The following is a 21800-nucleotide window of genomic DNA, read 5'->3' on the forward strand; positions in this document are numbered from 1 at the left end:
TTCGCGCGCTCGGCTTCAGGCGCGCACCAGGGCGCGCAAGCGGCGGGCCGCTATCGACAGCGCGGCCACATCGGGGTTTCCTGTCGAGAGAATCTCCTCGATCACCTCGTTCGTGCGGACGATCCGAACGCCTCGCTCGCTGCTCCAGGCGTGCACACGCTGGTCCGCGACCGCGACAGAGGTCGACTCGGTCAGCACGTTCATCGTCACCGTGCGAAGTATCGCGTAGAGATCATCGCGAATAGCGATGCGCGTGAGCTCATGCCACCGGTCGGGACTGTGCAGGGCCGACACTGTTGTCAGGAGCCGGTCGACGCCGAGATGACGCTCGAGTGTGAAGTAGTCAGTGGCGACCTCGGCCGGCGGGCGTTCGGCGGCGTCGGCGATCTCGACGATATCGAGCAGGGCGAACAAATGCGGCAGGATCAAAGCACGTGCCGCCAGTTCCCGAGGAGCACCACGCTCGACCAGTTCTTCGGCTCGGGTGGTGACCTGACGGGCCGCCTCGCGCGGCATCCACTGTGCGGACGTGTCGCTGAGCGCACGAACAGCGGAGTGATGATCCACGGCGTGGTTCAAGCGTGTTCGGTCCGCGAGCATCCAGCGCGAGGCGCACTCCACGAGCCGGCGGGCTTCGAGTTCGAGTTCGTAGGCGACGTGGGTGGGCATGGGCGTGGCGCGTATGTCGTGCCAGAGTTCGCGCAGATCGAACAGCGTTGTGACGACCCGGAAAGCACGGACCGCGTCCTCGGTGGTGGCACCGGATTCCTCGGCGAGGGCGAACGCGTAGTCGAGTCCCGCGTTATCGACCAGGTCGTTGACGATCGTGGTGGCGATGATATCGCGGCGCAGGGGATGGCGTCGCATGGCGGACACGAACCGCTCCCTGATCAGCGATGGGAAGTAGCCGATCAACGCCGACTCGAACTCGGGCTCATCGATCAGGGCGCCCGTGAGCAATTCACTCTTGATCGCCAGCTTGGTATGTGCGGTGAGCGTTGCCAGCTCTGGAGAGGTGAGCCCCTGGTTTCGACTTCGCCGGCGTGCGATGTCGGCTTCGGCCGGCAGGGACTCGAGGACCCTATCCAGATTGTGGTGACGTTCGAGGTCCGCGATCAGTTGTGCGTGCGTTACGAGACGAGCGCAGCTCGACATTCTGCTCAATCCGAGCTGGATGTTCTGGGCGATGTTGTTGCCGACCACTGCCGTAGCCACGTCCGCGGTCATCGCCAACAGGAGTGGGTTTCGCTCGTCGATGGCGAGTTCGCCGGCGGACACCGCGGAGTCGAGGAGGATCTTGATGTTGACCTCGTGGTCGGAACAATCGACACCGGCGGAGTTGTCGACCGCGTCGGTGTTGCATTTTCCGCCGTTCTGGCAGAACTCGATGCGGCCTCCGGGCGTAATGCCGAGGTTGCCGCCCTCCCCGATCACGCGAGCGCGCACGGTGTCCGCGACCACACGCACAGGATCATTGCTCTTGTCTGCGACATCGAGATCTCGCTCGTGGCCCGCTTTGATATATGTGCCGATCCCGCCGTTCCACAACAGGTCGACCGGGGCTTGCAGGATAGCCCGAATCAAGTCCGGCGGGGTCAGCGCGGTGATGGACGCGGGGATGTCCAGCGCGTGCCGAATCGCGTCGTTGAGTGGGATTCGCTTGCTTGCGCGCTCCCACACGCCACCACCGGTGCTGATCGCGGTGCGGTCGTAGTCCGCCCACGAGGAGCGCGGCAGGGCGAAAAGGCGTGCGCGTTCGAGATAGGAGGTCGCGGGGTCGGGGTCCGGGTCAACGAAGATGTGGCGGTGGTCGAATGCGGCGATCAAGCGAAGATTGGGTGAGAGCAGCATCCCGTTTCCGAAGACGTCACCGCTCATGTCGCCGATGCCCACGACGCTGAATCGGTCGTTGTCGATGTCGATGGAGAGTTCGGCGAAATGGCGACGGACGCTTTCCCATGCGCCTCGCGCGGTGATGCCGATGGCTTTGTGGTCATAGCCGACCGAGCCGCCGGACGCGAACGCGTCGCCCATCCAGAAACGGTGTTCCTCGGCGATGCTGTTGGCCAGGTCCGAAAATGCGGCGGTGCCCTTGTCCGCGGCGACGACAAGGTAGGGGTCGTCACCATCCCTGCGCACCACACGTGGTGGAGCGATCACTGCCCGGGTGGAGTGGTCGATCGAGTCGGTGACGTCGAGCATGGCGGTGATGAAGCGGCGGTAGCATTCTCGCGCTTCGGATTGGATGACGTGCCGGTCGACGCCGGGTGCAGAGGCATTTTTGAGTACGAATCCGCCCTTGGCGCCCACGGGGACGATAACCGAGTTCTTGACCGCCTGGGCCTTGACCAGACCGAGAATTTCGGTGCGAAAGTCCCCCAACCTGTCGGACCAGCGGATTCCGCCGCGCGCGACCTCGCCGAACCGCAGGTGTACGCCTTCCACCCGCGGTGAGTAGACGAAGATCTCGAAACGCGGGCGTGGCGGAGGCAGCGCTTCGATGCTTCGAGCGTCGAACTTGAGGGCGAGTTGGTCCGAGGCGGGATCGGTGCGCGGGTGGCGGAAGTGATTGGTCCGCAGGGTCGCGGTGATCAAGGTGAGGTAGGTACGCAAGACGCGGTCCGCGTCCATTTCCGTGACCTCGTCGATCATGCTGGTCAGTTTCCGCAGACTTCCGGACGTAGCGGCGTCCCGAGTGTCGTGGTGCGGTTCGAACATCGTGTAGAACAGGTCCACGAGTTGGCAGGCGAGCAAGGGATGCGTCAGCAGTACGCGTGTAATGCTGCGAAAGCTGTAGGGGAAGCCGATCTGTCGCAGATATTTCGCGTAAGCGCGCAGCACTGCGATACGCGGCCAGTCCAACTGTGCCCGCGTCACCAAGCTGTTGAGATCGTCGATCTCGATCCGGCCGGTCCAAGCTGCGGTGAACGCCGCGGTAAACGTCGCGGTCAACGCTTCGAGCCCCCCGGAGGTTGCCGCATGGGCCGGGTGCGCGGGGTCCGCCGCGGCGGGTCGCAGCCCGAAGTCGTAGACCCACCTCGAATGTCCGGCCGCAGAGCGAATTTGGTACGGGCGTTCGTCGAGTACCTCGACACCCATACTGTGCAGCACAGGCAGCACGCGACTCAGGGACACATGCTCACCGGCGTTGTACAGAGTGAAGCGCCACGTCTGGTCGTCGAGGCGTATCTGCATCGCGGTGTCGATGTCTCCATCGGGAAGCGAGTGCAGTCGCAGCAGATCGTCGACTGCCCGATTCGGTGCATGATCTTGCTGGTAGGCGGGTGGAAACCCGGACAGGTACTCGCGCACGAGTGTGCGCGGCAGGCCGGCGGCCCCGGCCGCCACCTCGAAGCGATCGACCCAGGTACGGGTGGCTTCGAACAATTCGGTTTCGAGACGCCGATGCTCTTCGTCGGTAAGGGGCTCGAGCGCGTGGACACGCGGCCGATGAATCCGGAAATGGACTACCGCGAGATCGGACTCGGTAGCACGGGCGGAGTATCCGATTCGGTCGCTGCCGAACCATATCCGCAGGATTTTCTGCATACGTTCTCGCGCGATGCTCGAATACCGGTCCCGGGGGAGGTGCACCAGGCAGTACACGGCACCGGTGTCGGCTTGATGGCGAACGAAGATGCTCACCTGCCGTCGGAGGTCGGTGCCGATGACCGAGGAAGCGACATGCAGAAGCTGAGATACGCTGGTGGAGAACAACTCTGCGCGGGGATACGACTGCATCACCTCGAGCATGGCTTGACCGTTGAACGAGTTGAGCGCGAAGCCCGCGTTCTGAATGACCTGCAAAGCCCGGTCCGACACCACAGGAATGTCGAGAATGTTCTCGTGCAACGCGGTTGAGTTCAGGGTGCCCAGAAATATCCAGCGTCGAGCGGCCGGGTCGGAACGAACGATGGGTTTCACGCCGACGGTGACGACGAACAGTTCGCCCGAGGCCGACAGCCAGGAGTCGACCGATGCGGTGGCCAGGTGGAGCGACAAGTCCGGCGCGGTCGCCACATGCGACAGATCGACAGCGTGATGGGTGAGTTCGCTGAGCAGACCGAAATGGGTGTCCGAGCGACCATTCACGCTGTCGGGTGTGCCCGTGCACGCGGCTCCCAAGAGGGTGAACCTCCCATCGGCCAACCATCGCAGCAGCTGGGCGGCGTCGAGACTCGCGCGATCGGTGGCCTCGTGCTCGAGCGCCTTCGCGGCGTGGTCGAGGGCAGCGTTCATCGCCGGCGTGTGATCCAGGATATGGCGCAGGTCGGTCAAGATATTCGGGATCGCCTGTTGCAAGCGGTGGAGGACATCCGTGTCGGCTACCGCGCCGAGCTGAAGATGGATCCACGACTCCTTGACAGCAGTCACCGGTGCGGCGCTGCCCGGTGCGAGCAGAGCGTTCAGTGTTCCATCCACATCACGGTGGGCATCGAGAATGGGATGAAGCACGTCGGTGATCTCGACGCCGAGACGCCGGACCGCAGCGGTGACAGTGTCCACGAGCAGGGGCATATCGTCGGTGACGATCTGTATCGCCGGCTCGATGCCGCTGCCGTCGCCCGGCACGTAGGTGTGAACGACGGCGGTGCCGGCTCGCCGGGTCCGTCCCAGTTCGAGGTGGTGTCCGAGAATCGAGGCGGCGCGTTCGTGATCACGGCGTTCGTTGCCGCCGTGCTTTATCCACCGAAAGTAGGCAGCCTCGACAGCGGTGAGATCCCCGGCCGGCAGGTGAGTAGCCGCAGGGCTGCGGGAGATTGCCATCGTCGTGCCTTTCGGTTCCGCAAGCGGCGGGCCGCGTCTTGCGTGGATAATGAGCCGTTATTTGACGGTACACTATTCAGCGATGCGCTATCTTCTAGCCACGTGTCACCGACTCACCTGCGTATGGCAGGTACTCCCCCGCACGGCAGGTACATGGGAACAACCTCGCAGGGCCAGAACTACCGCCCGGGAGTTGTCACCAACCCCGCGCGTGAGAGAAATTGGCGAGCCGCCTCACCCGAGGAGAATCGGCCTGTGTCCATTCGGGTGCCGGTGGCGGTGTTCGCGTACCACACCGTGGCGGTCGGGCCCACAGCAGCGAAAGTCTCACCATCCGCGACGACCGAACCTGTTGCGCGCCATAGTTGCAGAGTCGAAGCCAGAACGTCCGGGGCCATCGGACGAACCTCGAATACGAGCCGTTGTCCGCCCGTGAGGTCTTTGAGTAGCGGCGAGTTGCCGGCGATCACACATCGTTCGGCACTCGTGTGATGGTCGAACTCCGCACAGTCTGCAGCATCCTCGAGCGTCGGCGGCAACGTGGTGTGTCCGGGTGCGTGCCAGATGGTTGGCCGGGGATCGCCGATGGCGTGGACTGCCACTGCCACTCCCCCGAGCAGTACAACGCCGATGATTACTGCAACGATCCACTGCCGGGGCACGACGTGTTCGGCGAAAACTCTCGCCTGGCGCAGCGGAGCAGCCAGCGCGGCGACCTCGGTGAGGACCGCGCCGGCGTTGACCGTGGTTGGCGCACCGCAATTTTCACAATCGCGGGAGTCGTGGGCGGTGTGGTGGCGGCAGTATCGGCAACTCGAACTCATCGACGATCACTTTCCAGTGATGACGATCGAGGAGATGGCGGTGCTGTTCACCGTGGGTGCTCCGGTCGAGCGCAATACGGTGAGCGTCACCGTCGAGGTCTTGATCGGTGGGTCGAACTGGGTGACGACCATTGATCGCTGGTCGAGGGTGTCTTGCGTGTAGGTGGTCGAATCAGGGTCGTCGAAGCGGTATGAGACGCGACTGGCGGTGCGGTATTTGCTCCACTGGTCGGTTCCATCGTCACCGATATAGTCCCAGCCTGGCACGATTCCGATGCTGTCGACCGCAAAGCTGCCACCGAGGTCGATTCTGAGGACCTGCCCGTCAACTCGGTAGGCGCGCACACATGACCACGCCTTTCCCGGTACACCCTCGAACGCATCCAAACCGGGTGTACTCCCCGGCGGGCATTTCGATACTGCCGCATGCACCTTGAGCGTCTCCGAACCCGCAGAGGCTGATGTCGAGGGACTGACGAGAGTTGACTGTGCGGGAGTGGGTGACGCGCTTCTTGTCGCGAGTGGCGCGGTCTCGGGGGTGGAGCCGAGGTTGGCCAGAAATGCGATCATGACCGCGACGAGGACAACAGCGCCGATGAGCAGGAAGGCACGCTTTCTGCCCTGCGTCAACGTTCTTAGTTGCAGGCGAACTCGCGCGAGGGGCGCGCCGCGCGCCGCGGAGTCCAGTGGTGTTGCGGGGTCCGATCCGAGCCGAGAGGGTGCCTCGAACGCCCGGGCACGGGCGGGGCGCGTGGACTCCAGATGGGCAGAGGGCGGGTCGGGATGCCCACTCAGCAACTCATTGATCCGTGCTCCCGCCCTGCCGTTCACCCGAGCGGGCGACGTGGGAGCGACCGGGGGCGTGGGCGGTTCGTCGGTGACCGGATCGCAAGGCTGAACGTCGTCCCCGGTTTCGGTTGGAGAGTCAGCATCGGTTGTCGCGTCGTCCAGCGTGCTGTCGTCCAACAGCGCTTCGAGCACCAAGGCGCGGTGGTGCAATACCGCATTGTCGCTCTCGGCGGCCATAGCGGGATGGTATCCAGATACGGTGCCGGTTATTCAGCTCGAATTCCTTCTGGTGGGAAGGAGACTGCTGGATCAGGTTTGTTGATTGTTGGGAGTGACGAAATACTCCGGCGTCACATCGAACACGCGGGCCAAAGCGATGATGAGGTCCAGACGAGGGATCGCGTCGCCATGTATGAGCCGGTATAGACCCGACTGGGAGACGGGTACGTCCGGATAGGCCAGCTCCAGGTGTTGAGCGAGGGCGTAGAGCGTCAGGGAGCGCGTGGTTCCGTCCTCGGTCGAGACCTCGGACTCTGCTATCAGTTCCGCGAGGCGACTGGAGAATATCGCCGCGGCCGCTTGCCGCGGGGTCAACGTGTCTTTCGTCTGCTCCGAGTCGAAGTCGGGCGGCTCGGAGTCGTCGGATTGGTACTGCGCTACCACACTGAGGGACATTACCGCGCATCTCCTTGGTCGATGGTCCGATCGTGCGGCAAGAGCGCTGGAGCTGCCGGAGTCAAGACGGGGGATTCGGTGCTGTCGGGTGGCGCCGTCGTTGGCCGTGCGTTCACGTAACGAGTTTCGCCGCGAGGCTCGATCAGATCGACGCGAACTGTGCGCGAAGGAATACTCAGTTCTATCGCGCCGTCCCCGACTTGTTCTATTGCCAGGTCGGAGCTGGGCCGCCGGGGTTTGTCGGGTGCGGTGATGGTGACTGTGGTGGCTGCCTGCGAGGTTCTCGGGCTGACGCGATCGAAGACGGCGATGGTAGCGGGGGCTCGCGACTCCGTTCCGTTCTCCGCGACTGTCTGGTTGTCGACTATCAGGCGCAGAGATCGCTCATCGCCGAGTGCGGTGATCAAGGGCCGCCATTGGTCGGGCCGGTCCGTATGCACCTCGACGCTGGCCCCGACGACGGTGGCGCGGAGCAGTATTTGCTGTGCGATCTGCAGATCCGCGTGGATGTCGACGGTGCGATGGCGTGGGTGGTAACGAACAGGGTCGAACAAAGGTAGCGCCAGACTGTGCTCGTGTCTGCCGCTGATGGAGCCCAGCACCTGGCCGCTGGGGCCGATCGCGATCGTCAGTTCGCCCGGGTCGTGCTCGGTTCCCGCGCGATGGGCCGGGCCGAGTGAGTGGGCGGTCGCGGCAGCGGGCAGTGTCGCCATGAAAGCGTCCGACTGGCGGCCGGTCCAGAGCGACAATCCGGCCGGCGGGGTCCAGGGGTTCTCGGTGCCGTGGGTGTCGATGTAGCGCACGAGCACTCGTGGTGCCGCGTGGTGGGCGAGGCTGACCACGACGGTGGTGAATCCGTTGCCGTGTGACCAGCAGCTATCCAGGTCGAGGGGCTCGTGGGTGCGGTGACCTGTGTAGACGCGAACCGAGCGGCCCGTGGTGGCGCAATCGAGCCTGCCCCAGCGCTCGTGAAGTCGATCCGGATCGATGCCTTCGCACAGTAGGTCGCGCGCGTGGTCGATCTCTTCGGCGGGCAACGGGTGCGCGTCGATCCCGCGTGCACGAAGCCGAGCCGCTACGCGATGCGCTGCGACGGCCAGAGCTCGCGGTGCGGCGACCGCAACGGGGCCGCGGCGCCGCAGATGGTGAAGGTTGTCGTGCAAATCCAGGCGCACGATCAGCCATGCGAGTCGCTGTCCGACAACAGGTCGCGCGCCGATGAGCTGATCGTAGAGATCACCGTAGGAACCCACCTGCCGAATACGTCGGCCGGTGGTGACAAGGTCGATATCGACCTTCAACCCGTATTGAGCACAGTATTCGGACAGGGTGTCCGCGCGGATTGTGGCTTCGGTATAGATCGAGCGCTCGCTGATCACGGTGGGAAGATCGAGGTTCGGTGACAGCTGGATCATCGATACCAGGACGGTGCCGGATCGAATGACTCCGCAGGTCCCAGCGGGGACGGTGATATCCCGGGCACTGACGGCGGCTCGGCGTTCGTGCGCACGGCGCCCCCGTCGCACCCTGAATTCGACTGTGCTCCAGCACCATCGAGCTGTGGTGCGTCCTCTCACGCGAACTGTCACCACGACCACCAGGACCACGACGGTCGCGGCGGTCCACCCCCATGAAACGTGGTTGACCAGAGTGGTCACCGCGGCGCTGCCCCCGAGGAGGACGACGGTCAGCGGGGTCCCATCGGGCCCGGCGAGAGAGGCGACGGGCGCACTCACGAGTCTCTCCGCAACAGGATCGTCGTCGCTGTCGCCGCCGATGCGGTGAGGGTCGCGAGGAGAAAGATCGCGAACGCGACATGCGTGGGACGGTCGTCGCGCGTAGGTCCGGGGCTGGGCATGGTCAATAGCGTGCTCCGGAACAGCGATTCCGAATCTGCGGGAGGGTTGCGGGGGCTGAGCGCCGCCAGCGGGTCGATCAGACCCGCGCCCACCGCATTGTCCATTCCACGTGCGGGAGCGTGGGCGGTCCCGCGGAGGCGGGCGATGATCTGGGCAGGTGCCTCCGAGGGAAACCGCGACCGCAGCAGGGCCGCTACGCCTGCTACGTACGCGGTGGCGAACGATGCTCCGCCGACGGCGGTGTAGGCACCGGGAGCGCCCACGCCGTTGATCAAACCACCGCCACCGGGGCCGAGCGATTCGATGCCCACCCCGGGTGCGGCGATCGAAATCCACGGGCCGGCAAGCGAATCCGTCAGCGGAGTTCCAGAGGCGGTGGTTGCTGCGACCGAAAGCACGGTAGGGCCGAACCAGCTCGGTGTGGAGATTGTCTGAACGCCACGCCAATTGCGAACATCGCCGGGGTGGGCGGGATCCGGTCCTGGATTCTGTGCGCACTCACCACCTTTGGCAGAGCCGGCTCCGGCGACGATCAGCGCCCCCCGCTCGATGGTGGCATACCCCACCGCCGCGGACAGCATGGCTTGGTCGATGCCCAAGCTCACGGGGACGCAGATGGAGTTCGGTACGACGATGACGCCGGCGCCTTCGTTGGCGGCGCGCGTGATCGCGCGTGCCAGGGCGCGAATCTGCACTGCGACTTGTTCGGCCGGGTCGTAGGAGGTGGGGTGTTCGGCGGTGAAGGCATTCGAGCGGACGCGGATCGAAAGCAACTGCGCGTCCGGGGCCACACCTTGGAAGGGATCGGCAGGGTCGGACGCCGCGCCGATTATTCCCGCGATGAGTGTTCCGTGGGCGTCGCAGTCGAACAGTCCATCGCCGGCGTTCAGCACGAAGTCGCCGCCTCCGATGAGGTTGGGCAGGCGCAGATGGGGCGTCACTCCGGTGTCGAGGATGGCGACGGTAATGCCGCGGCCGCGGCTCAGCGCCCGTGCCGCTCGCAGATCCAGAGTCGTCTCCGGTGGCGGGACCCTGGTCAGATCACTGTCGGCCAGGACGCCCGCGGCCAGGCAGGCTTTGTCCTGCTTCATCGCGAACTCCGGGCCTGGAGCATCGGCGGGGGCGGGCCCGGGAAGCACTTCGGGGGGCGCGATGGCCAATGCCGCGGGCGTCAGCGCGACCATGAGTACGACCGCGACCAGTGCCGTAACCGAACGGGCGTATGGGACCATCACAGGCTCCGCATCGCGGTGTAGACGCCCATGATCCAACAGGCCAATACCGGGACCAGGACGATCAATGCGTATTCGATGAGATCGATGATGCGGCGGGTGACGGGCGAAAGGCGTCTGCCGGGCAGGCGGAAAGTGGCCAATGTAGCTCCTACCGCTGTGCCGGTCAGCACGACGAGGACGACCGCGCGGGCAACGGGGCTGGGGTACGAGCTCACGAGGATCGCGGCCAGGCCGACCGCGATGGCCGTGGCGCCGCTCAACAACGCGATAGCTTGGATGCGGTCGGGATACCAGCGTGAGCGCATCGCGAGGACGCCCGCGATCGCGACCGCCAAGACGATTTCGCGATTTCCGGTGGGGCTCAGCAGCGCTGGGCCGAGCGCCCCGCCGACGAGGATGGTGGTGATGGCCGCGATCAGCCCGCGAAGACTGGTTACCGCGACGCGGGCTCGGCTTTCGAAGTCGGTCGCCGCGTCGTCGGGGTCGCGTTCGCCTGGATCGACATAGTCTTCGTCGGAGACGTCGCGGCGCGTGGTTTCGGCGTCGAAGAGGTCTTCGAGTGTCGCAGGGGAGATTTCGCTGCCGGGGTCGGGCAGGTCGGGGGGGCGGATACGGGCGAGGATCATCGCCAGACGAGGCGCGATCGTCAGCAGAATCAGGCCCGCCAGCACTACGCCGCCCAGCACGCGCGGTAGGGGGATTGCTGTCATGGCCAGCAGAAAGCACACGACTGTGCCGCAGCCGGTGACTGTGACCACAGCGGTGAGAAAAGAGGTCGCTACCGCGGTCAGGCGGCTGGCGGCGGTAGCTGCCAGCACAGCGATGATCGAGCCCGCGGCGACGTTGGCGGCGTTGAAGGGTCCAGGTTGGTTGTAGGGATTGGGGACGAGCATCGCGGCACCGACGAACAGCAATGACACTGCCGGGATGAGCAGTCCGACGCAGGTGGGGACCGAACCGAAGCGCCGGCGTGCGGTGATCGCCGCGACCCAACTCGTGGATCCCAGCAGCAGCGCCGGCACCGCACAGGTCAGGATCGAGCCGGAGAGCGTCCAGGACCAGGTGAGCAGCGCGGCGACGGTCAGTGCTCCCACGCTCAACGCGATCAGGCCGACGATTGCCGCTGTGGGCGGGTCGAATTCGGCGAACTCACGGTCGTTGATGACGGCGAGAGCATCGGTGATGTCCTCGACGACGGGTGTGAACACTTCGGCGGATTCGACACTGGCGAGCAGTAGGACCGCGCCATCCGCGATGTCGTGATCGGCGAGGCAGCGCCAGCGGGGCATGGGGTGATCGCCCGGTCTGGCGAGCGTCCAATGTCCCTGTGCGGCTGCGAATTCCACGGTGTCATCATTGATGGCGCCGCGCAGCACGGCGAGCAGGTCGTCGATGAACGTTTCGATCGTGAAGGCGGTCGGCAGGACGACATCGACCTGGTACCGGGCTACGAGCACGGCCACGCGCACGCATTCGACTTCGGCGTTCTCGTCGGCGTTGTGATCTGTGGTCCCCTCGCGGGAGGCGGCGGAGGTGGCGTTCATCTACGGGCTCCGCTCGAGCTCGGGTTGGGGTGGCCCGGTCAGCGTCAGGCCGGGGAAGTCGTCAGCGAGTGCGGCGGCGAGTTCCTCGAGCGCGGTGCGCGTGCGATCGTGTAGCAACCGCAGGTCCACTTCGCCTCCTTCGGCCAGGTGCGGGTCGTAGGGCAGCGCGCAGGTGGGCCTGTTGATTGTCGCGAAGAGGCCGGCGATGGCTGCACCGTCGACTGCGGGTTTTCCAGGATGCTGATGGGTGATCGCCACAGTCGCTCGATGGACCAGACGGGCGAAGCCGTGAGAACCGAGCCAGTTGAGGGTGGCGGCCGCGCCGGTGAGTCCGCTAATGGTCGCGGGTGTGACGATCACCGCCGCGTCGCTGTCGTGCAGCACGGTGGAGGTGACCGGTTCCAGGATGCCGGTGTGGCAATCGATCAGCATGAGGCTGAAATGCCTGCGCAGGATGTCGGTTGCGGCCACGTATTCGGCAGCGGATAGCGCATGAATGGTCTCATTGCTCCAGGGAGCCGCCGCGACGGCGAGATCCGCGGTAGTGGTGGACAGGTACGCCTGCACTGTGGAGAACACGTCGGTATCGAGGGCATGCGCGAGATCGCGCAGTGTCAGCCCGTAGGGATGGCGGCGCGTGCGGGTGGCGAGATCGCCGAAGTAAGGGCTCGCGTCGATGGCGACTACTCGGTCCGGGCGTAGCCGCGCGAACGTGGATCCGAGGGCAGCGGTGGTAACGGTGCGCCCGACACCGCCTTTGACGCTGATGACCGCGACGCGGTAAATGCGGGGCAGGGCGCGGCGGATGCGTTCACGTCGTTGCTCGACATGCTGCTCGGCGGGTGACACCGGAAACCGGAAACCCGCCCTGTTCAACACTCCGCGGACACCTCGGCGGGAGCGAAGTCTTGTGGGTCTGGCGACGATTCCGGTGAGCAGTTCCGGCGTGAGGAGTGGCGAGGGCGCTCCGATGTCGGTGCGCTGCGCGAGGGTGATGTCGGTGGGTCCGAGGTGGTGAAGAGTGCTCCCGTGGTCGCGCCGCACTACCGAAGCATCCGTCGTCCGGGCCGGGGTGGGCTGACCGGGAGGTTCCGGTGTGATTGCTGTCTGCGATGTGTCGGCGCCGAGATATGCGGCGTAGCCGTCATGGGCGGTAAGGCTTGTGACGTCGTGACCGTGCAGCTCCGGGTTGGGGTTCACCGTTGTCGTCCCTCTCACGACCGTGTGCGTCATTCTGTGGTGCGGCTGGTGTCGAACCAGCTGCCGCTGGGCAGAAGTTCGATGAGTGCGGCGATCCCGGAACCGATCGCGGCGGCATCACCGCGGGTGTAGGTCGAGCGCTTGCCGCCGTCCAACGCCCTGGCCGGGGCGGCGACGATCCGGCCGCGGGGTGTGTCGAGCACGCTGAGACTGAATTGTGGAATCTGGTCCGTGCCGTCCCGGTGTTCGATTGTGACGATTTCGGCACGCCGGATGACCTCGTCGAGCGCTCGGGTCAGGGTGGCGGCCGTATGGGCGGTGGCACCCAGCGCGAGCAATGCCCGGCGGCGCTGCTCGGGTTCAGCGGGAACGGCGGCGAACTGTTCCATCGTGGCTGCGAGTGTGTCGATTGCGAGCGGAGGGTAGGGCCCCAGCGCGGCCAGCACCGCGCTGGTCAGGGTGGTGAGTTTCCTGCCCTCGTGGAACACGGGTTGCAGCACGACACGGTCATCACACCGTATGGCGAGAATGTGTTCCTCTGCTCGGCGGACGAGCGATAACCGCAGCATCGATGCCGGTTGGCCGTCGAGCCCGGTATGCACAACGCGGGCGGCCAGTTCCATGTCTGGGCGCTCGAGACATCGCAGCCAGTGCGCGACATGTGTGTGCACGCTGCCCTCATGGACTATGCCCGCGGCAGCGAGCTCGGTCACGATGGCAGCGTGCACACGATGTTGGTCCTCGGGCCGATAGATGTTCGGCATCAGCGCGAGTACTTGGGGGTACTCGTCGATGCCGACCATCGACTTGAGTACCAGGGCAGCGTCGACGTTGATATCGACCGCGACTGGTTCGGATGGCGTCCCGGGGGGCTGCGTTGGCTCAGTCATGTCGTCACCCAGCATGTCGATTGGGGCCGGGCCACACAGCCGGTGACTAGATTCCGACTGCGAGGAACTTCGCGCCCTGCGCTTTGTCGGTGTTGTAGACGTCGCCTCCACCGCCGAGCTTTGACTGCAGGACCGCCCGCAGTTTTCCGAGTTCGAGGCTGTAGTCGTTGACCTTGGCAAGCAGGGCGTTGATTTTCGGGTCCCAGCCCTCTCGTGCCGCGTTTCCGTCGAAGCACGATTTCAGCGCACGCTCCATTGCACGAAGCTGTTCATTGTTGGCTTCGATTCCGTTCACGATGTTCTGAAGAGACAACGCGTTCGAATCCACAGCAGTATAATTGATTCGAATCTGACCGCTCATTTTCTAGACCTTTCTTGATGAAATCTGGCGCCACTCACGACCAGGAGCTGTTGTCTATTTTTCCATTGGATCCCAGGGCACTGGCATTGTTTATTCCAGCTGCGGCGTCCATGTCGCTCGTGTCGATTCTGACTCCGGTCTCGACAAGGACTTCGATCACTTCTTGCAGCGATCGCCCGAGCTTGACGCCGGCCATGTGCGCGTTCTGCAACGTGCTCTGGGCCGCATCGCCGGCGCCGGCGCTTGAAGCTGCGACGCGAAACTCTTCCTTGACACTTGCGAGGGCCCCGAGGTAGCCCTCATGAGTTCCCTGCAGGGCCATAGCCTTTTTCCCCGATGCCGCAATTTCCGCGGGGACAGCTACGAGGTCTCCACTCACTGTGTTTCCTACCTTTCACGGTTTTATTTGATCGGCACCGGCAGTTTGCCGGGACGAGCTTCAACGACTACCGAGTATTCGAAACAAGCGACACCGCATCGGTCTCGTCGTCGGAATATTCGATAACCCCGATCGGCATGGCGTCTGCCAGTTCGGGGACGTCCACCGTTTCGCCCGGAGCGAAGACTCTGCGTTCGGTCGATTCGTCCGTGCGGCGCCGCGACTGAGCGATCGGCGCGCTCGTGGCACGGGGTGCCGCCGCTACCGGCGCGACAGACGATGACGGCGTTGTGGCCAAGCTGAATGGGGTTCCGGTCGAGGGCGCCCAGTTGCCGGGCATGCGGAAACCTGTCGCTGTGCCCGGGAGGGCGTTGAAACCTCCGGTGGTCATGCCGATCGCGCCGATCGGTCCGCCGCCTTGCAGGGCGGCGAGCGTGGCGGAGTTCGGGCTCGCACCGTAGAAACCCGGCTCGTTCAGCGAGTCGATCGTGTCGCTTCCCAAGCCTGCGGACTCCGCCGGCGTGGCCAGATCCGTCGGAGCCGCGAAGTCGGTGGGAGTGTCCGGGGTGGGCACCGCTTGATCACCTGGGGACGGGTTGGGGTTTCCCCCTGGTGACTCTCCCCCACCCGGGGTTGTTCCCGGGTGCGTGGGAGTTTGCGATCCGTTGCCGGGAAGTATGTCTGTACCGCCCGGTGCCGCATGCCCGGGCAGCGACGCCTGTGGCAGTTCGTTGAGCGCGCCCGTCATGTTCAGCGGCCCTGCTCCGGGACCGCCGGCGATCATCGGGGCGGGAGCAGGTGCGGGAACGACTACGTTCTGTGCTGTTTGCGCGGCGTATGCGTACATCGTGTTCGCCGCCAAGGTCCACATCGTGAGATAGGCGGCCTCACTGACCGCTATCGGCGCGGTGTTCTGACCCATGGTGTTGGTGGCGACCAGAGCGGCGGTGGTGGCGCGGTTTGCCATGACGACGGGGAACGGTGGCATCGCCGCCAGTGCGGCGAGGTAGGCGGCACCCTGGGCGGTAGCCCTGATCGCGGCGATGTCCAGCAGTGCCGCGTTCTGATGCATCCATGTCAAATGCTGAAAGAACGCCATTTGCGCCTGGGTCGCGGCCGCGCCCCGCCATGTGACCATCAGTTCTTCGAGGTGCTGTTGGGCACCGAGGGCGGCGGTTCGGATACCGGTGGCCACTTGCGTGTAGGCCGCCGCGGTGGCCAACATCGGAGCAGCGCCGGTCGCGGCGCCGCCCGGGCCGAAGGTCAGCCGGAACGAATTGACTTCGGGCGGCAGAGCCGCCCAGCTACCGAACACTATCCGTCCCGTTCGCTTAGATAGTCACCTGGGCGGCGGAGATAACCGCGCCACTGGAGATATCTGTTGCCAGGTAGGAAGCCCCGACGCCCGGAAGCTGCGCCGAGCCGGCCGCGAATTGTGTCAGCCCTTCCGAGGTGGTGGCGATGTTGAGTGAAGCGTGTGCCGCGAAGACTGAGGACGCCATAATGCTGACATCATCGAATGCCGCGGGCACCGGTGACAGAAGTCCACTCGCTCCACTGAGAGAAGCGAGCAACTGTGTCTGTTCGCCAACAAATTTCGCCGTTGCCATCGGAAAGTCCGAGGGAAGCGCTTCAACGAACATCGTAATGCTCCTCTGGATATGGGATATCTTGCCATCCCGCTGAGAACCAAGTTATTTCATTCCCAACGGTGGGAGCATGCTCGAGCTAGTCATGGGGAGGCACCCACGCGGCCTGGACGAGGTCTTTTCGGCCGTGCAGCGGTTCGACGAGCACCCCGCGCCCGGGAGGCTGTTCAGTGGCCTTGGCATCCCCGAGCAGAATTCCGTCGAACTTTGATCCGTCCATGATGAGGCCGGAGGAGTTGAGATTCTTCATCTGGCCGAGAACGTTGTCATACATTGCCGAATCCGCTTGGGCGATGTTACGTGCGGCGATGATATGCAGGCCGGTGTCTCGGGCGTCGACGATGACATCTTTGAGCGGATCGAGCGGATTGAGGGATCCACGTTGGGCGACCATGTGGTAATCGTCGACCACGACGAATATCTCCGGCCCGGTCCACCATGACCTTTCCCGCAGTTGCTGAGCGGTCACGCCGTCGGGCGCGCGCCGTGTCCGCATTTTCGCCGCGAAAGGCGGAAGGCCGTCGATCACGTCACGTTCGGAGGTCAGGTAACCGATCAGCATGGCGTCGGGGACCGAACCCATGTGACGGCGGCGGTAATCGATCAGGAGCACTTTGGCCTGGTCGCTGGTGAATTGCTCGGCGATCGAAGCGAGCAGCGCGGCGACGACGGTGGACTTTCCACAGCCGGAGGAGCCGAGCACGATCATGTGAGCTGACACCCCGAAATCGATCGCGGCCGGCCTCAAGTTCGACTCGCGCACTCCGAACGGGATGATCAGTTGCTGCGCGAGGGTGGTCGGCGGTGACCAATGCTCCCGAATCTCGGTCAGATCGATGTGGCCGGGGAGGAGTTGCACCTCGGGTGCGCGGCGGTCGGGGTACCGGAGGCGAAGGTGCTCGACCGCGTGGGCCAAGCCTTCTGCGGCGGTTTCCGCGTCCCCGTGGCCGTCGATGCGTGGCAGCGCGGTGAGCATATGCAGCATATCGGTGGAGATGCATCGTCCCGGCCGGTTGGTGGGCACCGCGTTGACCACCGCGCGATTGCCCAGGAATGTCGTATCGGTGGTGTCACCGAGTCGCATTTCGATCTTGGTTTGGATGAGATCCTTGATCGCGGGGCGGACCACAACCCACCGCGAACTGGTGAGCACGAGATGGATACCGTAGTTGAGTCCCTGAACCGCGATGGACTCGAGCACTCGTATGTAGTCGTCGTAGTACTGACTGGTGGGGGCGAACCCGATGTCCCAGCCGTCGATGACCAGGAACACATCCCCGTAGGCGTCGCGTCGTTCCAGGCGCGGGTCACGTTCTGAACGCATTGCCCGAAACCGCCGCATGCTGTCGATACCGAGCTCGGTGAACAACGCCTGTCTGCTGTCGATGAGCGCGGTGATGAGTGCGAAGGTGCGCCGGATCCGGTCCCCTTCGCGCGCGGTTGCCACCGAGCCGACATGCGGCAATCCGCGAAGCGCGGACAGTGCGCCACCGGAGAAGTCGACGCAGTAGAACTGGGTCTGTTCAGGCGTGTGAGTCAAGGCTGCCGATAACACGAGGGTTTGAAGCGCCGTCGATTTGCCGGATTGCGGTCCGCCGATGATGGCAACGTGCCCTCCCGCCGCGGATAGGTCGACAGACCAGATGTCTTGGCGTTGCTGGCGCGGTTTGTCGACCAAGGCGAGTGGCACGTGCAGCCGCCCCGCGGCCACCGATGCGGTCAGTTGTTCGAGCGTGGGGGGTGTACCCAAGGGGGGCAGCCACATTCGGTGTGCTGGTTGGCCTTGGTGAGCCAGCTGACGCAGGACCACGTCCATGATCGACTCGGGTTCGGGCGCATCAGTGGCCGCCTCGGGAGCGGGGGCTGGGGCGGGAGCGGGTGGGCGCAGCTCGCTGATCGTGCTGGAGGTGAAGAGCTGCGGTGGCCGGTAGCCGACGCTGCGGCGTGCGTATTCTGTGCCGGCGGCGGTCGCTCGGGTCGGACGGCGGTAGGGTTCGCCGACGTACGCGGTTTGGAACCGTTGCAGTTCACCGGCACCGACTCGCAGGTAGCCTGCTCCTGGTTTCTTGGGCAGGTGGTACGCGTCGGCGGTCCCGATCGCGTCGCGGGAGTCGCTGGTTTGGTTGGTACGCAACGCGATCCGGTAGGACAGATGCGCTTCGAGTTCGCCCATGCGGTGGGCGGGGACTTTCTGCGAGGCCAGCAGGAGGTGGATTCGAAGAGATCGGCCGAGTCTGCCGATGGCGACGAAGAGTTTCGCGAAGTCGGGGTGTTGTTCGAGGAGTTCCGCGAACTCGTCGAGCACGATGAGCAATGTTGGCAGTGGTACGAGCCCGGCGCCTTGTTCGCGTGCTCGTTCGTAGTCCGCGACGCTGGCGAAGTTCCCGGCGTCGCGCAGGACGCGTTGGCGGCGGATCATCTCACCGTTGATGACGTCTTCCATGCGGGTGACGAGGTCTGCTTCCTCCTCCATATTGGTGACGACGGCTGTTACATGAGAGAGCTGATCGAAGCCGAGAAAGGTTGCGCCACCTTTGAAGTCGACGAGTAGTAGGTTGAGGGCGTCCGGTGAGTGAGTGGTGACCGCGGACAGTATGAGAGTGCGCAGAAACTCGGATTTGCCCGAACCGGTTGCGCCGATGCACATTCCGTGGGGACCCATGCCGTCCTCCGCGGATTCTTTGATATCGAGGAGCAGCGTCGTACCGGCCGGGTCGTGTCCGAACGGGATGCTCAGTCGCGAACGGTCGGCTTCGCGGCGATGCGGCCACTGCCGGTCCGGCCGCAAGGTGGCGGCGTCGGCGAGCGAAAGCATTTCCGACCAACTGGTTCCGGAGCTGGCCCGGTCGGCGGCTACGACCTCCACGACGGTCGAGAGCCGATGGGGCGCCAGTCGGCGGGCCAGGCAGATCGTCGAGAAGAGGTCGAGCGCGTCGGCGATTCCGACCTTGCGAGTACCGCGTGCGGTTACCTCGTGCATGGTTCTGTCCGGGTCGACGGTGAACCGCAGCGCACGGGGCAGGAGTTGATCGGCACGTCCGAGTCTGAGCCAGGTACATCCGTCGATGCCGGAGATATCGCGTTCGGTCGCGGATCCGCCGACGTCGACGATGACCACGTAGTGTTTGCGGTCTTGTGCCGGTTCGGAGTTCGCGGAGAACGGGCCCCGGTTCAGACCCGCTAGCACCTTGGAGCGGAGCTGTGCGACATTGGTGTAGATCATGCGGGCCGAACCCACGGCGTCGGTGTCGGTGTGGTGCTGGCTGTGCGGGAGCCACTTGAGCCACGACCAGTCAGCGGAATCCGGATCGGACACCACCGCGGCGATGGCGACCTGATCGGGGCCGTGCAGGACCGTGACCTCTGCGACCATCGCACGCACGAGCGCCGCTACCCGCGCGGGGTCTCCGGCAAGGCTGATCTGGGGTGTGGACAGCAGATTGATCGCGACCGGCATGCCACCGACCGTCGAATAGGCCTTCGCGAATCGGGTTACCTCGACGACCCCGACGGGGTCGAGGTCAGAAGTTGGGGCGGCTTCGGGAACGATAACGCGTACCTGATTGGCGATGCGCCCGCGCCCGACTCGAACTCGGAGGAATTGTGGACTGGCGGCCTGCACTTCCCACATGCGTTTGCTCGACACCAGATGGTGCAGGCTTGCCGGGCCGGGGTGTATGTAGCGCAGGTAATGGTGGAGTTCGCTTTCGGCTTCGTGCACGCCTTTGCGGCTTTCGGCCAGGCTCCGCAGGTAGTCCTTGCGTTCCTCGTTGAGGCCGGCGGATCCCGCACCCCCGCCACCGGCCATTCCGCCACCCATCATGCCCACCATCGACACGAGCATCATGAGCGGGAACAACATCGCCATCGGAGAGGCTCCGGCGCCTCCGCCTCTGAACATCATGACCATCATTCCGGCCATCGCGGCGACCATGACCACCGGCAGCACCATGCGGAATTTGGACATGGGGACCGGTCGAGGCAGTTCGGTGGGGGGTTGCAGTCGCAACTCGGCGACGGCGGGCGCTTTGGGACCGCTCACCATTCGTGCGGGTCGCACGAAACGCCGGGTGGTCACGACCCGCCTCCGAGCCCGGTGCCTCCGAGGTTGACCGGTATTCCGTCGTGTTGAATGCGAGCGTCACGTTGGGACAGTGTGGGTCCGACAGCGAACAGCGACACAATGCTCCACGGGGCGAGGACGGGTGCGCGCAATGCGAGGGCCCGCAGGGTCGCGTCGGCGTTGTCGGCTGCGGTATCGATTCCGTGGCGTATGCCGGTCTCGGTGATCCAGTACAGGGACTCCCGCCGCGGGGAGGCGGGGTCGGATCCGGTCACTTGCACGAACTGCCCCGTTGTGCGCGGGAGGTAAGCGGCGTCGGCGGTGCGGCCGCGGGAACCGTTCGCGGTGACCAAGGCGACGGTCTGATTCGATTCGTTTTCCCGTAGCGGTAGTTGTGTCCCGACGACGATGTGAGTTGTGGCGTTCGCGTCGTCGGCGCGGCGCTCCCATTGATAGCAGGTAACCGGATTGGTGCTGGGATCGACCAGGTCGATGGGACGCGGCGGGAATTTGGCTGTGCCCGGCCATATCCCAGGTCGCAGTGCGGTGGCCACGAGGCCCGGCCCGACGGTGCGGGTGGACAACGTTCCGGCGGTGTCGGCGTTGCGGATCATCGCGGCGAGTACAGAGCTCACGCGCACGGCGCCGGAGTTGGACAGGATGTAGAAGGAGGCTTCTGCGCCGGGGTTGGAGACGGCCAGGATTGTGCCGACCGGCGCGGTGTAGCCCGAACTCAAGGTCATCGATTCTCCGAAGCCGGGTATTTCGGGGGCGCGCAAGGGTGGCGCTTCGGGAATCGCGTCGAGCAGACCTCTGGAGACCGTGAGAACGGGTGCGGTGGCGTCGATCCCCAACGCGAGGAGTACGGGGGTGTCGGTCAGGGACACCGCTGCGCGTACGACTCCGGATTCGGTTTCGGGGTCGCGGTAGATCAGCCAGACGGTATCGTCTCCGCGGACCAGGCGCGCCTGATCCGCTTGCAGTTGTCGACCGGTGCTCTGATCGATGTTCAGCGGTGCTCCGATCGCCGTGGTAACCACTCCCGCTCGCGCCGCGGTGGGCAGTCCGGTCTCTGGATTGACGGGTGCGGCTGCGCCTAGTTGCGCGGAGTCGCATACCGCCCAGGTGGATTCGGTGTCGGGCTGGTCGACAAGAGTGGCGGGTGCACCCGGGATCCCGACCAGTGGTCCTCGGGGGAACTTGGAAATTTCCGCGCCGCTGACTTGAACGGGTTTGTCCGGAGAGCCGGCTATCAATCGGGCGGAGGTGAGATTCAAAGCGGGGTGGAGCCGGTCGCCGATGCGCACGTAGACGGCACCCGAGTCCTTGTCTGCGACGACACGTGCGTTGCCGATTAGCTTGGCGGGCTTGAAGAAGGCCATTACCGCCGCGGCGGCAATGCACACGCAGGCCAGAGCTATACCGATGGTGAGCGCGGTGGAGCGGCCTCGTCCCGGATCATCGAGCATGGAGGTGTCGCGGCGAACGAGCGCGTGTTCGAGTCGGCGCAGCAGGAAGCGCCAGCCCGAGATCTGGTGTCGGGTGACGACTCGAAAGCGGGCCAC

15 protein-coding genes are annotated in these 21800 nt (G+C 64.9%); all 15 read right to left on the reverse strand.

Translation table 11 applies throughout. The features are described 5' to 3' along the window. Window positions 1-15 precede the first annotated feature (15 nt). The 15 genes from ACFVBH_RS26985 to eccB all read right to left on the reverse strand — a co-directional run bounded on the left by ACFVBH_RS26985 (window position 16) and on the right by eccB (window position 21800). Window positions 16-4767 (reverse strand): NAD-glutamate dehydrogenase, encoded by a 4752-nt coding sequence (locus ACFVBH_RS26985; protein WP_379005674.1) that lies wholly within the window; start codon window positions 4765-4767, stop codon window positions 16-18. A 179-nt stretch (window positions 4768-4946) separates the two neighbouring features. Further along, complete coding sequence (locus ACFVBH_RS26990) at window positions 4947-5591, reverse strand: hypothetical protein (RefSeq protein WP_379005676.1); 645 nt, start codon at window positions 5589-5591, stop codon at window positions 4947-4949. Between the two features lie 6 nt (window positions 5592-5597). Beyond that, the gene (locus ACFVBH_RS26995) at window positions 5598-6617 is read right to left on the reverse strand and encodes a discoidin domain-containing protein (protein WP_379005678.1); all 1020 of its coding nucleotides are present in this window, start codon (window positions 6615-6617) and stop codon (window positions 5598-5600) included. Between the two features lie 72 nt (window positions 6618-6689). Beyond that, entirely contained in the window at window positions 6690-7055 is a 366-nt protein-coding gene (locus tag ACFVBH_RS27000; protein ID WP_354987232.1) for a helix-turn-helix transcriptional regulator, read from the reverse strand. Further along, on the reverse strand, window positions 7055-8791 hold the full coding sequence (eccE, locus tag ACFVBH_RS27005; RefSeq protein ID WP_379005680.1) for a type VII secretion protein EccE: 1737 nt from the start codon (window positions 8789-8791) through the stop codon (window positions 7055-7057). Before eccE ends, ACFVBH_RS27000 begins: the two co-directional genes overlap by 1 nt. After that, window positions 8788-10098, reverse strand: a complete 1311-nt coding sequence (gene mycP, locus ACFVBH_RS27010) for a type VII secretion-associated serine protease mycosin (protein WP_379005682.1) — start codon at window positions 10096-10098, stop codon at window positions 8788-8790. Before mycP ends, eccE begins: the two co-directional genes overlap by 4 nt. A 47-nt stretch (window positions 10099-10145) precedes the next feature. Continuing rightward, window positions 10146-11618, reverse strand: a complete 1473-nt coding sequence (gene eccD, locus ACFVBH_RS27015; RefSeq protein ID WP_379005684.1) for a type VII secretion integral membrane protein EccD — start codon at window positions 11616-11618, stop codon at window positions 10146-10148. 75 nt (window positions 11619-11693) lie between these two features. Beyond that, window positions 11694-12893: a MinD/ParA family protein gene (locus ACFVBH_RS27020; protein ID WP_379005686.1), complete on the reverse strand. Its 1200-nt coding sequence runs from the start codon at window positions 12891-12893 to the stop codon at window positions 11694-11696. A gap of 29 nt (window positions 12894-12922) precedes the next feature. After that, window positions 12923-13783 carry an ESX secretion-associated protein EspG gene (locus ACFVBH_RS27025; RefSeq protein WP_379005688.1) on the reverse strand — a complete coding sequence of 287 codons (861 nt, stop codon included), beginning with the start codon at window positions 13781-13783 and terminating at the stop codon, window positions 12923-12925. Window positions 13784-13829: 46 nt separating this feature from the next. Then, entirely contained in the window at window positions 13830-14111 is a 282-nt protein-coding gene (locus tag ACFVBH_RS27030; RefSeq protein WP_354991774.1) for a hypothetical protein, read from the reverse strand. Window positions 14112-14178: 67 nt separating this feature from the next. After that, window positions 14179-14523: a hypothetical protein gene (locus ACFVBH_RS27035; protein ID WP_379005690.1), complete on the reverse strand. Its 345-nt coding sequence runs from the start codon at window positions 14521-14523 to the stop codon at window positions 14179-14181. Window positions 14524-14590: 67 nt separating this feature from the next. Beyond that, window positions 14591-15838, reverse strand: a complete 1248-nt coding sequence (locus ACFVBH_RS27040; protein WP_379005692.1) for a PPE domain-containing protein — start codon at window positions 15836-15838, stop codon at window positions 14591-14593. 16 nt (window positions 15839-15854) lie between these two features. Next, window positions 15855-16166 carry a PE domain-containing protein gene (locus ACFVBH_RS27045; protein WP_354991777.1) on the reverse strand — a complete coding sequence of 104 codons (312 nt, stop codon included), beginning with the start codon at window positions 16164-16166 and terminating at the stop codon, window positions 15855-15857. Window positions 16167-16251: 85 nt separating this feature from the next. After that, window positions 16252-20250, reverse strand: coding sequence for a type VII secretion protein EccCa (gene eccCa / locus ACFVBH_RS27050; RefSeq protein ID WP_379005695.1), 3999 nt, complete (start codon window positions 20248-20250; stop codon window positions 16252-16254). Then, on the reverse strand, window positions 20247-21800 hold the full coding sequence (gene eccB / locus ACFVBH_RS27055; protein WP_379005697.1) for a type VII secretion protein EccB: 1554 nt from the start codon (window positions 21798-21800) through the stop codon (window positions 20247-20249). The genes eccCa and eccB overlap by 4 nt, the downstream gene beginning before the upstream one ends.

Source organism: Nocardia sp. NPDC057668 (genome assembly GCF_042799795.1).
In the GTDB taxonomy this organism is placed as follows: domain Bacteria; phylum Actinomycetota; class Actinomycetes; order Mycobacteriales; family Mycobacteriaceae; genus Nocardia.

Excerpts from the sequence above, each read along its gene's own strand:
- ACFVBH_RS26990 (WP_379005676.1), bottom strand. The coding sequence starts at position 5,591 with ATGAGTTCGAGTTGCCGATACTGCCGCCACCACACCGCCCACGACTCC.
- ACFVBH_RS26995 (WP_379005678.1), bottom strand. The coding sequence starts at position 6,617 with ATGGCCGCCGAGAGCGACAATGCGGTATTGCACCACCGCGCCTTGGTG.
- ACFVBH_RS27025 (WP_379005688.1), bottom strand. The coding sequence starts at position 13,783 with ATGACTGAGCCAACGCAGCCCCCCGGGACGCCATCCGAACCAGTCGCG.
- ACFVBH_RS27045 (WP_354991777.1), bottom strand. The coding sequence starts at position 16,166 with ATGTTCGTTGAAGCGCTTCCCTCGGACTTTCCGATGGCAACGGCGAAA.
- mycP (WP_379005682.1), bottom strand. The coding sequence starts at position 10,098 with ATGGTCGCGCTGACGCCCGCGGCATTGGCCATCGCGCCCCCCGAAGTG.
- ACFVBH_RS26985 (WP_379005674.1), bottom strand. The coding sequence starts at position 4,767 with ATGGCAATCTCCCGCAGCCCTGCGGCTACTCACCTGCCGGCCGGGGAT.
- ACFVBH_RS27000 (WP_354987232.1), bottom strand. The coding sequence starts at position 7,055 with ATGTCCCTCAGTGTGGTAGCGCAGTACCAATCCGACGACTCCGAGCCG.